This window comes from Galbitalea soli, assembly GCF_010686725.1.
GTDB classification, from domain to species: Bacteria; Actinomycetota; Actinomycetes; order Actinomycetales; family Microbacteriaceae; genus Galbitalea; species Galbitalea soli.
In genome coordinates, this window is record NZ_JAAGWZ010000002.1 from 1 (window position 1) to 13,055 (window position 13,055).

At 69.1% G+C, this 13,055-nt stretch carries 13 protein-coding genes; 12 read left to right on the top strand and 1 reads right to left on the bottom strand.

Annotation, left to right across the window (positions count from 1 at the left end; translation table 11 throughout):
* Window positions 1–548: 548 nt before the first annotated feature.
* The gene (locus G3T37_RS06055; RefSeq protein WP_163472621.1) at window positions 549–911 is read left to right on the top strand and encodes a DUF3806 domain-containing protein; all 363 of its coding nucleotides are present in this window, start codon (window positions 549–551) and stop codon (window positions 909–911) included.
* A gap of 582 nt (window positions 912–1,493) precedes the next feature.
* Here G3T37_RS06055 and G3T37_RS06060 read toward each other — a convergent pair.
* On the bottom strand, window positions 1,494–2,198 hold the full coding sequence (locus G3T37_RS06060) for an SDR family oxidoreductase (RefSeq protein WP_163472622.1): 705 nt from the start codon (window positions 2,196–2,198) through the stop codon (window positions 1,494–1,496).
* An 85-nt stretch (window positions 2,199–2,283) separates the two neighbouring features.
* Between G3T37_RS06060 and G3T37_RS06065 the strand changes: the two genes are divergently transcribed.
* The 11 genes from G3T37_RS06065 to cls all read left to right on the top strand — a co-directional run bounded on the left by G3T37_RS06065 (window position 2,284) and on the right by cls (window position 13,050).
* Window positions 2,284–2,880 carry a TetR/AcrR family transcriptional regulator gene (locus tag G3T37_RS06065; protein WP_163472623.1) on the top strand — a complete coding sequence of 199 codons (597 nt, stop codon included), beginning with the start codon at window positions 2,284–2,286 and terminating at the stop codon, window positions 2,878–2,880.
* Window positions 2,881–2,935: 55 nt separating this feature from the next.
* The gene (locus G3T37_RS06070) at window positions 2,936–4,429 is read left to right on the top strand and encodes an adenosylhomocysteinase (RefSeq protein WP_163472624.1); all 1,494 of its coding nucleotides are present in this window, start codon (window positions 2,936–2,938) and stop codon (window positions 4,427–4,429) included.
* Window positions 4,426–5,751 carry an amidohydrolase family protein gene (locus G3T37_RS06075; RefSeq protein ID WP_163472625.1) on the top strand — a complete coding sequence of 442 codons (1,326 nt, stop codon included), beginning with the start codon at window positions 4,426–4,428 and terminating at the stop codon, window positions 5,749–5,751. Before G3T37_RS06070 ends, G3T37_RS06075 begins: the two co-directional genes overlap by 4 nt.
* On the top strand, window positions 5,748–6,161 hold the full coding sequence (locus G3T37_RS06080) for a cupin domain-containing protein (RefSeq protein WP_163472626.1): 414 nt from the start codon (window positions 5,748–5,750) through the stop codon (window positions 6,159–6,161). The genes G3T37_RS06075 and G3T37_RS06080 overlap by 4 nt, the downstream gene beginning before the upstream one ends.
* An 88-nt stretch (window positions 6,162–6,249) precedes the next feature.
* A complete protein-coding gene (locus tag G3T37_RS06085; RefSeq protein WP_241732265.1) occupies window positions 6,250–7,110 on the top strand; it encodes an ABC transporter substrate-binding protein in 861 nt (286 codons plus the stop codon).
* Window positions 7,107–7,955, top strand: coding sequence for an amino acid ABC transporter permease (locus G3T37_RS06090; RefSeq protein WP_194241522.1), 849 nt, complete (start codon window positions 7,107–7,109; stop codon window positions 7,953–7,955). The genes G3T37_RS06085 and G3T37_RS06090 overlap by 4 nt, the downstream gene beginning before the upstream one ends.
* The gene (locus G3T37_RS06095) at window positions 7,952–8,713 is read left to right on the top strand and encodes an ATP-binding cassette domain-containing protein (protein WP_163472627.1); all 762 of its coding nucleotides are present in this window, start codon (window positions 7,952–7,954) and stop codon (window positions 8,711–8,713) included. Before G3T37_RS06090 ends, G3T37_RS06095 begins: the two co-directional genes overlap by 4 nt.
* A 75-nt stretch (window positions 8,714–8,788) precedes the next feature.
* Window positions 8,789–9,784 (top strand): prenyltransferase/squalene oxidase repeat-containing protein, encoded by a 996-nt coding sequence (locus tag G3T37_RS06100; protein ID WP_163472628.1) that lies wholly within the window; start codon window positions 8,789–8,791, stop codon window positions 9,782–9,784.
* A gap of 73 nt (window positions 9,785–9,857) precedes the next feature.
* On the top strand, window positions 9,858–10,619 hold the full coding sequence (locus G3T37_RS06105; RefSeq protein WP_163472629.1) for an SDR family NAD(P)-dependent oxidoreductase: 762 nt from the start codon (window positions 9,858–9,860) through the stop codon (window positions 10,617–10,619).
* Between the two features lie 92 nt (window positions 10,620–10,711).
* Window positions 10,712–11,482 carry a VOC family protein gene (locus G3T37_RS06110; RefSeq protein WP_163472630.1) on the top strand — a complete coding sequence of 257 codons (771 nt, stop codon included), beginning with the start codon at window positions 10,712–10,714 and terminating at the stop codon, window positions 11,480–11,482.
* A 101-nt stretch (window positions 11,483–11,583) separates the two neighbouring features.
* A complete protein-coding gene (gene cls / locus G3T37_RS06115) occupies window positions 11,584–13,050 on the top strand; it encodes a cardiolipin synthase (RefSeq protein WP_163472631.1) in 1,467 nt (488 codons plus the stop codon).
* The last annotated feature ends 5 nt before the right edge of the window (window positions 13,051–13,055 follow it).

A 13,055-nucleotide genomic window follows, 5' to 3' on the forward strand; every position in this document is an offset into this window, starting at 1 on the left:
GGGTGCGGCCCTCGAGGATAACGGCGGTGATAACCAGTCGGGCGATCGTCATCCGTCATCGTGACCGGTGCAGGGTTTCCTATGTCCTGACACACCGGTTTCCTATGTCCTGAACCCAGACACCTCCGGGCGCACCAATCGAAGAAGGACCCCGCCATTCGTGGCGGGGTCCTTCGCGTTGATGCGGCTGTCGTCGCTGCGAACCTTCAGGGCCCCGACCGGCGCAGTCCAGACCGGTGCACCCTCTCGCGTGACTCGCCCGTCGCTCGATCGCTCGCTGAGCTGCGGCGGAGAGTGTTGATGTCATGCAGTCTTCCTTCCGCCAGGAAGACCAACCGTCAACAAGGTCCGTCAGTTTTATAGCGTCAACTGCGTCGCACAGGCGACTGCAGTTCGCCGACCCGCCGCGAACACAAGCAATACCCAAGAACTCGAACTCCTGGCACGATAGGCGAGTGGGCATCTTCTCAAGGGGCAACAAAAATCGATCGGCTGCGAAGGCCGCAGGACCTACATTCCAGGAGCCGAATCGAGCGGAACAGGATTGGATGGCCAGTCGCCTCGAGGTTGCCGCCAAGTACGACGTGGACGTCGACAGCGCAGAGCAGGTCGCGGCGTTCTACGACATGCTCTTTCGGGCCTGGGATGAATCTCCGGCTGGGGAGAGGAGCGACCCCAACACGTCGATCAATCTCGTCGGCATCGTGTTCGGTGAGCACATCGTTAGACGCACCTCCATGCGTTGGGTTGTAGCGACCGACTCCGCCGGGACGGAACTTGCCGTGTTCGATCCCGAAACCACGTTCTTGGTGTATCCGGCTAATGCGGTTGCTAAGCGCTGGACCAATTCGGAGCCGGGAGCGTTCATCGTGGCGATGGCGGATGACATAGCGACCCGACTCAGCGAATAGCGCGCCTGCTACGAGCAATCCCGGCGCATATCCTCATCGTCGCTAGTTGAAATGCGACCCGGACGGGCGCCGCATGAGCGAACGTGAGGTAGCTCACGTTGGTTCCGACTGAGCGAAGGCCGGGCCCTGAGCGAATGAATTTAGCCGGCTGCCCTACCCGGAAGAGGTTCTCCGTTCAGGTAGGCCTCGTACTCGTCACGATCGTCGTCCTCAAGGAGTGGCTGGCGGTGCCGATATCGCGCGTCGGTGCAGTCGCGCTTCGGCCCCGACACTTCAGTGCGCGCCCGTGCCTGAGACTGCGTCCCTTCGGTCTGCGATTGTCTTGACTACGGATCAATGGGCCGGGGGTTCACATTCGCCCGCGCGCACATACCAAGCGGTTCGGACCATCCGCTTTTCACGTTGCCGGGACGTGTCCTGTCTCAGGATGTCGGTGACACGTCTGCCTCACGTGATCGGTGACGCGTCGAGCCGCTTTGGCGGTGTCACGTCGGAGCCCGAGCGATCCGTTCCGCGCGATCCGAAAGCGGGGCGCCTCGAACGTCGACGCGCCCCGCCTCACCGGCCTCGAACGGGCGACGTCTACCCGGCGAGCTGGGGGTAGAGGGCGCGCACGTCCTCGTGCAGCACAGACTTGACGTGCTGTGCGGTCTCGCCGACGATCGCCTCCGCGTCGCCCGCGGCGACGGCGTCCAGCGCCTCGTTCACCACCTGCGTGGGCGGAACCTTGTAGCCGTCCGCGCCCGCCGCCATGTCCGTGTCGACGTATCCGACGTGCACGCCGACCACCTGGATTCGCTGCGGTGCGAGGTCGACGCGCGCCGAGTTGCTGGCCGACCAGAGCGCAGCCTTGGTCGCGCTGTAGGAGCCGATCGCATACCAGCTGAGCGCGGAATGCATGTTGATGATCGCGCCCCCGCCGTTGCCGGCGATCACGGGTGCGAATGCGCGGGTCACGAGCACAGGTCCCCAGAAGTTGGTGTCGAATTCGCGATGGATCTCATCGAGGTCACCGGTCACGAGCGACTGGTTCGCGCTGATGCCCGCGTTGTTGACCAGCACCGTCACGTCGGGTGCGGCCTCCGCCGCTCGACGGATGCTGTCGGCGTCCGTCACATCGAGTTCGAGCGGGACGACGCGGGGGTCGGTGGCCGTGACGGCGTCCGGCCGGCGGGCGGCCGCGTACACCTTCGAGGCCCCGCGCTCGAGCAGCTCGGTGACGAATGCGGCGCCCAGGCCGCGGTTGGCGCCGGTGACGAGTGCGACGCGCCCGATGAGATCTGTCATGATTCCTCCAAAAGTAAACTGATCTGTTTCCAACAATGTACACAGATCGGTTTACATTGTGCAAGCGCCGCCCTACACTCGGGGTATGACGGTGACGACAGATGCACGACCGCGGCCGCGCGACCGGGTGCTCGACGCCGCAGCGCGGCTGTTCATCCGCGAGGGCGTGCACGCTGTCGGCGTCGACCGCCTCGCTCAGGAGGCGCAGGTCTCCAAGCGCTCGATCTACCAGCACTTCGAGAGCAAGGACGCCATCGTCGCGGACATGCTGCGGGTGTACGGCCCTCGCGTGGTCGCGGGCTACTTCAGCGATGACAAGGAAGAGCATTCGCCGCGCGAGCGCGTGCTCCACGTTTACGATGCCCTTCATCGCGCCGCCGAGGCCAGCGACTTCTATGGATGCCCGTTCGTCAACGTCGCCACCGAGCTGCGCGACCGCGAACACCCGGCTGCGCAGGTGGCCCAGCACTTCAAGAGCGAGCTGACCGCGTATTTCGAGAGGCAGGCAGAGACCGCCGGTGCCGCATCCCCGCACGTGCTCGCCGTGCAACTGACGCTTCTCTTCGACGGCGCCTCCGCGAGCGCGGCGCTGTGCGGTGGCACGCCCCTGGCGGCACGGCTCGCCGCCGAGCAGCTCTGGAACGCGGCGATCACCGCCGGCCCGGGTGACGACGGGTCGTAACGTCGGAGGTGCTTCCCCCGCGGCCTCGCCCGCCGATCGGCTCTAAGCTGTGGCGATGCCTGAGCATTCGACAGCAGACCGTGCGTGGGCGCTCGATCAGCTGAGGCGGCTGTTCGCCGCGACCAATCTGATGATTCCGGGGAGCTCCTTCGAGGTCGTCGGGCACGGGTCGCGGGCCGAGGCCCTGAGGCGGGCGTTCCGACGGTTCGGCGCGCTGCCCGCGGCCGACTCCCCGCGCTTCCGGTTCGCTGTCGACGACGCGGGCGCGGCATCCGCCGTTGTCGGGGGTTCGCCGATCGAGCTGTCGGGCCGCCGTCGCGGTGCGTCCGACCGCATCGCCTGGGCGTTCGACTTCATGCCGGTCACCACCTCCGCGGTCGACCGACTCGCCGACTCCGGGCTGCCGCGCGGTCGACGGATCGGCATCAGCATGGTGCTCGAGCCCAAGACCGCGGTGCTCGCCCTCGCGCTGCACCGGGCGGGCGCTGCCGTCACCGTCTTCGCGCATCCGGACGAGACCGACGATGCGGTCGCCGCCGCCCTGCGAGAGCTCGGCGTGCCCGTCTTCGCCTCCCGTCGCGCCACGCCGGCGGAACACCGCGCGCTCGCGCTGGCGTTTCTGGATGACCGCCCCGAGATCCTCGTCGATGACGGTGCGCACCTCATCCGCCTCGCGCACGAGGAGCGCCCCGCACTCGTCGAGGAGCTGCTCGGCGCGGCGGAGGAGACGACGAGCGGAGTTCGCGCCCTTCGCGTGATGGCGGCGCAGGGCATCCTTCGCACCCCCGTGATCGCGGTGAACGACGCGCGCAGCAAGACCTCGTTCGACAACCGCTACGGCACCGGGTTCTCCTGCGTGTTCGCGATCCTGAACCTGGTGGGGGTGCCGCTGCCGGCATCCACCACGCTCGTCATCGGCTACGGGCCGGTGGGAGAGGGGGTCGCGCACTACCTGCGCGCCGCCGATATCGAGGTGGTCGTGAGCGAGCTCGATCCGGTTCGCGCGCTCGCCGCCCGCTTCGATGGCTTCCGCGTGGCCGAGACCGCCGACGCCGTGCGCACCGCTGGCCTCGTGATCTCGGCGACGGGTGTGGAGGGCACCGTGCCGGCGGAGCTTCTCGCGCACTGCGCCGATGGAGCCGTGGTCGCGGTGGCGGGCGGAGTGCCCGACGAGGTCGGCGTCGAGCGGGCCATCCGCGAGGGCGCGCGACTGGTTCGGGTGTCGGATGGTGTCGAGAGGCTCAGCTTCGACGACGGGCACTCGGTGACGATTCTCGGGGGCGCGGGGGCCGTCAACATCACCGCGGGCGAGGGCAACCCGATCGATATCATGGACCTGTCGTTCGCGGCTCAGGTGGCCGCGATTGCGCAGCTCCTCGAGGCTCCGGCCCGACTGCCGGTCGGTATCCACACCATCTCCGCTCGGGAGGATTCCGCCGTGGCCGCGGTGGCGCTGGGGTGGCCCGTCGCCAACGGTGCCGCGTCCGACTCGGAGAGCGCGGAGTGGCGCACCACCAGATTCACGCGCGAGCCGGAGGCAGATGGATGAAGGGCGACGTCACCGTCTACTCGGCCGATCTCGTGGTTCCGATGACAGCTCCGCCGATTCCGCGCGGCGCGGTGGCGGTCGAAGACGGCCGCATCCTGCACGTCGGCGAGCGGCGCTGGGTGCTCGACGCGCTCGAGCAGCAGGATGTCCCCTTCCTCGAGCAGCACTGGTCGGGCGCGCTCCTTCCCGGACTCATCAACGCGCACTCGCACCTGCAGTACACCGGCATGGCCGAGGTCGGGTCGGCCCAGTACTCGGGCTTCGACGACTGGGCGGATGCCTTCACCGAGTCGTATGAGCGCCCGCACGACTGGCGTCAGGATGCCCTGGCCGGCGCCGCGCAGTCGATCCGGTTCGGCGTCTCCTCCGTCGCCGACGTGGTGACCGACATCGCGGCGGCCGACGCACTCGAGGCATCCGGCCTCCACGGGATCGCGTACTGGGAGGTGATGAACTGGGAGACCGACGCGTGGAACGCGGGCGGCCGTGACCGAGTCATCGCCGAGCTCGACCGCATCCCCTCCACTCCGGGCGCGGGCCTTTCGCCGCACGCGCCGTACTCGCTCGACACGGTTCCCCTCCTCGACATGCCCGACATCGTCAGGCAGCGCGGCCAGCGGCTGCACATCCACCTCGGCGAGTCGGCGCTCGAAGCCGAGCGGGTCGACGATGGCGCGGAGCCCACTTACCGTGCCTGGCACTTTCTGGGGGTGCAGAGTTTCCGCACCCTTCGGTCGCTCGGCTTCGGCACCAGCGCGACCGAGTTCGTCGACCGGCTGGGGGTCCTCGGGCCCGACTGCCACGTGGCGCACGGCGTGTACATGACGGCGGGGGATCGTGCCCTGCTGCGCGCTCGCGGAACCGCGGTCGCCCTCTGCCCGCGCTCGAACGCGGTCATCGGCCTCGACCCTCCACCCGTCGCCGCCTATCTGCGCGAGGGGAGCGCGATCGCGGTGGGCACCGACTCGCTGTCGTCGAGCCCGTCGCTCGACCTGATGGCGGATGTCGGCGCGCTCTACGCGATCGCGCGAGCCCAGGGGTACACCCGCGCCGATGTGCACTCGCGCCTGCTCGCCGCGGCCACCCTGGGCGGCGCGCGCGCGATGGGACTGGATGTCGGCCCGCAGCGCAGCGGTCAGCTCGCGGTCGGCGCCGTCGCCGACCTCTCCTTCTTCGCCGTCGACAGCAGCCGGATCGAGGACATGCTGGCCGAGCTCGTCGAGGCGGGGGCGGGGCGCTCCGTCGCGACGGTGATCGACGGCCAGCTGCGGTGGTCCGGCGAGGCGTGGTCGCAGCCGCGCGTGCCGGGGAGACGACCGTGACGCCGCGGCCCGAGCGGGCCGCCGAACTCGGGCTCGAGCCGCATCCCGAGGGCGGATGGTATCGGCGCACCTGGACGTCGCCGGCGACGGCGGAGACGCCTCGCGGTGAGCGGCCCGCTGCAACGCTCATCCACTTCTTGCTCGCACCGGGCGAGACCTCCGCCTGGCATGTCGTGACCTCGGATGAGATGTGGCTCTGGCACGGCCCGGGGGTGCTGCGGCTGCAACTGGGCGGCGAGGGCGACGCGCCGGTCGAGGGCGAGGTACTGGCGTTGGAGTCGTCGGCCGCGCAACGACTCGTGCCCGCGGGTGTCTGGCAGCGCACGCTCCCCGGCACCGAGGAGGTGCTCGTGAGCTGCCTCGTCTCGCCCGGTTTCAGCTTCGACGACTTCCGTCTCGCGGACGGGTGAACACAATCCGTAACCTCACGGCGGCCCTCAGCCGATTTCTTTACGATGCTGTGACGGGTACACAGCACCCCACTCGAAGGGACCCACCTTGACTTCTCTGCACTCGCGCGTCATGCGCGTCCTCTCCGCGGCCACGCTCCTGACGGCGGCCGTCGTTCTCACCGCGTGCACCGCGGCGGCGAGCCCCACCGCCAGCAGCAGCTCGGACGCCAGCCACGGGCTGACGACCGTGACCGCCGGCAAGCTGACCATCGCCACCGGCCAGCCGGCGTACTCGCCGTGGGTCATCGACGACAAGCCGCAGTCGGGTGAGGGTTTCGAGGCGGCGGTCGCGTACGCGGTCGCCACGAAGCTCGGCTTCGCCAAGAAGGACGTCGTCTGGACCAGGACGACCTTCGACAGCGCCATCGCGCCGGGGCCGAAGGACTTCGACCTCAACATTCAGCAGTTCACGATCACCGACAAGCGCAAGCAGGCCGTCGACTTCTCGTCGCCGTACTACACGACCGCCCAGGCGATCGTGACGACGAAGTCGTCGCCCGCCGCCTCGATCACGACGCTCGCGGGCCTGCGGTCGGTGAAGATCGGCGTCGCGACGGGAACGACCACCTACACGCTGCTGCAGAAGGTTGTCGGCGGCAGCAACATCCAGGTGTTCAACTCCAACGACGACGCCGTGCTGGCGCTCAAGAGCGGTCAGGTCGACGCCATCGCGACCGACCTGCCGACCGCCTTCTACCTTGCGGATGCGGAGGTCAAGAACGGCGTGGTGAGCGGCCAGTTCTCCGACAGCTCGGGTGGTGACCAGTTCGGTTTCGTGCTGCCGAAGGGCTCCCCGAACACCGCGAAGGTCTCCGCCGCGGTGGACGCCATCACCAAGGACGGCGAACTCGCCGCGATCACCAAGAAGTGGCTGTCGACGACGGTTAACGTCCCCGACTTCAACTGATTGTGACGACCGTCAGCTCCATCGAACTCGACCGACGGCGTTTTCGACGCCGACAGTCGGGGCGATCCGTGGTGATCAGCCTGGTGAGCACCGTGGTGCTCGGGGTGCTGGTGTGGCTGACGGTCATCAACACCCCGGGCTGGGCGGCGGTTCAGCAGGCGTTCTTCGACCCGGCGGTCGCGTGGAAGTTCCTGCCCTCGGTGCTCCTCGGGTTGTGGTTGAACATCCGCATCCTGTTCTTCGCGGCGATCGGGGTGGCGGTCTTCGCGACGCTGCTGGCGATCATCCGCACTCTGCGCGGCGCGGTCTTCTTCCCCGTGCGGTTTCTGGCGACCGCCTACACCGACCTGTTCCGCGGAACTCCGCTGATCATCGTGCTGTATCTCGTGGGCTTCGGTATTCCGGCGCTCGGCCTCTTCCCGCGGCTGCCACCGGAGGTCTGGGGCACGGTCGCGCTCATCCTCACCTATTCGGCCTACGTCGCCGAGGTGCTGCGCGCGGGAATGGAGGCGGTGCATCCGTCACAGCGGCTGGCGGCCCGTTCGCTCGGGCTCACCCACGCGCAGACGCTTCGTTTGATCGTGCTGCCTCAGGCCGTGCGCAAGGTGACGCCCGCGCTCATGAACGACTTCGTCTCGATGCAGAAGGATGTCGGTCTGGTCTCGGTGCTCGGGGCGATCGACGCCGTGCGGGCCGCGCAGATCGGCGAGGCCGACACCTACAACTTCACCCCGTACATCGTCGCCGGATTGCTCTTCGTGATCATCAGCTGGCCGGCCATCCGGTTCACCGATTGGCTCACCGCGCGCGCTCAGCGGCGTGAACAGATCGGCGGCACGGTGTGAGCGGCGACGAGACGACGACCACGCCCCCGGTTCTCCGGGTGCGCGGCGTGCACAAGAGCTTCGACGGCACGGCGGTGCTGTCGGGCATCGACCTCGACATCGCGAGCCACCAGGTCGTGGTGGCGATCGGCGCGAGCGGGTCGGGCAAGTCCACCCTGCTCAAGACCATCAACCTGCTGGAGCGGGTGGATGACGGCCAGATCTTCCTCAAGGGCGACGACATCACCGATCCCCGCGTGAACGTCGACAGCGTTCGCTCGCGCATCGGTGTGGTGTTCCAGCAGTTCAACCTGTTTCCCCACCTCTCCGTGATCGACAACGTCACGCTGGCGAGCCGCAAGGTGCACGGCGTCGCCCGCGACGAGGCGGAGGCGGAGGCCGAGCGCTGGCTCGACCGCATCGGGCTTCGCGCCAAGCTGAAGGACTACCCCGATCGCCTCTCCGGCGGCCAGCAGCAGCGGGTCGCCATCGTGCGCGCGATCCTCTCCAAGCCGGAGTTGCTGCTTCTCGACGAGATCACGAGCGCCCTCGATCCGCTGCTCGTGGGCGAGGTGCTCGATCTCGTGCGTGATCTGAAGACGGCCGGCGCGACCATCCTCATGACGACGCACGAGATGAGCTTCGCCCGTTCGGCCGCCGACCACGTCGTGTTCCTGCATCAGGGCGTCATCCTCGAGCAGGGAGCGCCCGACGCCTTCTTCGGCGCCCCGACGGCGCCCGAGACGCGCGAGTACCTGTCTCGCCTCCACGCGGGCTGACGACCCTCGGGGTAACGGCGCCCGCGCGCCCCCCACCCTTTCCCCTCGCCGCACCATCGGGTTACTGTCGAAGTGATGACCCACGACCCCGCGCTCGTCGAGTGGATGCTCGACACCGACCCCGCCCTCCGCTGGCAGGTGCAGCGCGATCTCGTGGCGGAGCCCGAGGCGGTGTGGCGGGCGAGGCGGGCGCGGGTCGCGACCGAGGGGTACGGCGCGCGACTGCTGGCCCTGCAGGACTCCGACGGTCAGTGGGCGGGCGGCGCCTTCTTTCCGCGCGACTTCGACTTCCACGGCCCAGAGGCCGCGGAGGGCGCGGGTCAGCCCTGGACGGCGACCACGTGGAGCCTCAACAGCCTGCGCGAGTGGGGCGCCGATCCGGGCGCGCTCCTCAGCGGCACGGCCGAGCTGCTCGCGGCAAACAGTCGCTGGGAGTACAACGGCGCGCCCTATTGGGAGGGCGAGGTGGACTGCTGCATCAACGGCTACACCCTCGCGAACGGGGCATGGCTCGGCGCCGACGTGGCCGGGATCGCGCAGTGGTTCGTCGACCACCAGCTCGATGACGGCGGCTGGAACTGCGAGTGGGTCGAGGGCTCGACGCGGTCGAGCTTCCTCTCGACGCTCAACTCGCTGAAGGGCATCCTCGCCTACGAGACGACGCTCGCCGCCGAGGGCATCACCACCCCGGCCGCGCTCACCGAGGCGCGGCACCGGGGCGAGGAGTATCTGCTCGAACGCCGCCTCCTCTACCGGGCGAGCACCGGCGAGGTGGTGGCGCCGTGGGTGACCCGGTTCGCCTACCCCTGGCGCGCGTTCTACAACGCGCTCAAGGCCGTCGACTATTTTCGCGACGCGGCGCTCGCCGACGGCTCCCCGCCCGACGCCAGGCTCGCGGATGCGGTGGCCGCGATCGTCTCGCAGCGACAGCCCGACGGCCGGTGGCGGCAAGCCCGGCGCAACCCCGGCCGCGTCTGGTTCGAGGTCGACGTCGATGCGGGCGAACCCTCGCCGTGGCTCACCTTCGTCGCTCTGCGGGCGCTCGACTGGTGGGGGGACGTTCGGCCCTAACCGCCGGACCCCGGGCGATGCTGCACTGGAGGCGAGCATCCCGCATCGGGATCGCACCCCGAGGAGCACACCCATGAGCATTGCCCCCGTCGCCGGTCGATTCGCCGGCCGCACCATCATCGTCACCGGAGCCGGCAGCGGCATCGGGCGGGCCACCGCGGTCCGCCTCCTCGCCGAGGGCGCGCGGGTTATCGCCGCCGACATCTCGCAGCCGCGGCTCGATGAGCTCTCGGCCGAGCTCGGCACCGACTCGCTCGTCACCGTCGCGGGAGATGTGAGCGCCCAGGCCGACGTCGACGCGCTCGTGGCCGCCGCCGGCCCCGTGGTCGACGGCCTCGTCAACAACGCGGGCATCATGGACGCCTTTCTGCCCACCGCCGAGATCACCGACGAGGTGTGGGAGCGGGTGCTCGGCGTGAACCTCACCTCTCAGATGCGCACGATGCGGGCGGTGCTGCCCGGGATGATCACCCGCGGCTTCGGGCGCATCGTCAACCTGGCCAGCGAGGCGGGCATCCGCGCCGGCGCGTCCGGGTCCACCTACACGGCCTCCAAGCACGCCGTCATCGGGCTCACCAAGAGCACTGCCCTGTTCTACGGGCCGAAGGGGATCCGCTGCAACGCCGTCGCTCCCGGTGCCGTGATCACGAACATCGAGGCGCCCTTCCACTCCGCGTGGGCGGGGGAGCGGCTCGGGCCGATCATGCAGACGACGATCCCGGCGCCCGCGCAGGCCGAGGAGCTGGCCGCCTCCATCTCCTGGCTGCTCAGCGAGGATTCGCCGAACGTGAACGGTGCGGTGCTCATGTCGGATGGCGGCTGGTCGACGGTCTGATTCGGTGGATGCGGATGTCGGCGGACGGGACTACCCTCGGGCGTGTCAGCAGCCCTGCCGGTTCGTCGGCAGCCCGACCACAAGGAGACCTCATGACTGACACCGCCCCCATTCCCGCCGGATCGCCCTGCTGGGTCGACCTCTCGTCCAGCGATCCGGAGGCATCGAAGGCGTTCTACGGCGAGCTGCTCGGCTGGACCTTCGAGACCGGATCCGAGGAGTTCGGCGGCTACATCACCGCGTTCCTGGAGGGCAAGCAGGTGGCGGGCCTCATGCAGTCGCAGGAGGGCGCTCCCGCCAATGTCTGGTCGGTCTACCTCGGGGTCTCCGATATCGAGGCGACGAACGAGGCGGTGACCGCGAACGGCGGCACGATCGCGCTCCCGCCGATGACGGTCGGCGACCTCGGCGCGATGGGCTTCGTGATCGACCCGTCCGGTGGCTTCGTCGGTGAGTGGCAGTTCGGTAAGCACGTCGGCTTCGAGGCGCTCGATGTGCCGGGTGCGCCCGCGTGGTTCGAGCTGCACACCCGCAACTACGCGGCAGCGCTGCCGTTCTATCAGAAGGCCTTCGGCTGGACCACCCAGGTGATGGGCGACACCGACGAGTTCCGGTACTCCGTGCTCGCCGTCGACGAGGTGCAGCGAGCCGGGGTCATGGACTCCGACAGCTTCCTGCCGGAGGGCGTGCCGAGCAACTGGATCGTCTACTTCAACGTCGCCGACGCCGACGCCGCGGTCGAGACGATTCAGCGCCTGGGTGGCGCGGTGCTGCGCGGACCGGAGGACACGCCCTACGGGCGGCTCGCCTCGGTGAGCGACAGCACGGGGGCGATGTTCAGCCTCCTGCAGCACACGAGCTGACGGCCCCGGCCGGGCCTCGGCGGGCGGCCGGCGAGACGCCGGCCGGGCGGCGCGGCCCGGCGAGGTGCCGTCGCTCGCCGCGGCCCTGCTAGACAGTACACATGAGCTTCACGCTGCCGCCGGGCACCCCGACCGCGATCGCCATCCTCTTCTATGTCGTGATCTTCGTGGTGGCGGTCGCGATCACGCCCGCCGGGCGCCGGCCATCGTCGGCCCTCGCGTGGATCCTCGTGATGCTCGTGCTGCCCCTCGTGGGCTTCGCGCTGTTCGCCCTCATCGGCTCGCCGAAGCTCCCCGCCGCCCGGCGCGAGAAGCAGCGCTCGGTCGACGACCGCATCGAGGAGCACACCCGCGAGGTGCCCGACTTCGAGGGCGGTCCCGAGGCGCCGGACTGGCTCCCGGCGATCGCCAAGCTCAACCGCCAGTCCGGCGGCCTGCCCATGATCGACGGCAACCGCGCGCGCCTGCTGCCGCACTTCGACGAGCAGCTGGAGGCGATCATCCGCGCCGTCGATTCGGCCGTCGTCACCGTGCAGGTGGAGTTCTACATCTTCGCGCTCGACGAGACGACGCGGCCCTTCTTCGCGGCGCTCGAGCGCGCGGTGCAGCGCGACGTCGACGTGCGCGTGCTGCTCGACCACATCGGTTCGCGCGCCTACCCGGGGTTCCGCCCGGCTCTCGCCGAGTTCACGCGCATCGGGGTGAAGTGGGAGCTCATGCTGCCGGTGCTGCCCCTGCGCGGCAAGTACCAGCGGCCCGACTTGCGCAACCACCGCAAGATCCTGGTGGTGGATGGCCGGCTCGCGTTCGTCGGCTCCCTCAACCTCATCGATCCCAGCTACGAGAAGCGCGGCAACATCCGTCGCGGACTGCGGTGGCGCGACCTGCTCGTCGAGCTGCGCGGTCCGATCGTCAACGAGGTGCGCGCCGTCTTCAGCACCGACTGGTACAGCGAGACCGACGAGATCCCCCCGTTCCGGCAGCTCGACGCCACCACCGACGACGGCAACCCGGCGACGATGCTCGCACAGATCGTGCCGAGCGGCCCCGGATTCGAGTTCGAGAACAACCTCGCCCTGTTCACCTCGCTGCTTTACGCGGCCGAGCGCCGGGTCTCCATCACGAGCCCGTACTTCGTGCCGGAGGAGTCTCTGCTCGCGGCGATCGTGACCGCCGCCCGTCGCGGCGTCGACATCGAGTTGTTCGTGGGCGAGATCGGCGACCAGTTCTTCGTCTTCCACGCCCAGCACTCCTACTACCAGGACCTGCTGGAGGCGGGCGTGCGCATCTACGAGTACCGGGAGCCGATCATCCTGCACGCGAAGCACATCTCGGTCGACGACCACGTCTCGGCGGTCGGGTCGTCGAACATGGATATCCGCTCCTTCCAGCTGGACCTGGAGCTCATGGTGCTCGTCAGCGACCGCGAGTTCACCGACTCGCTGCGGCGGGTGGAGGACGAGTACCGCGCCGAGTCGACCGAACTCACCCTCGACGACTGGAACCGCCGCGGCCGCGGGCACCGCTTCGTCGACAACGTGGCCCGGCTGAGCTCGGCGGTGCAGTAGCCGCC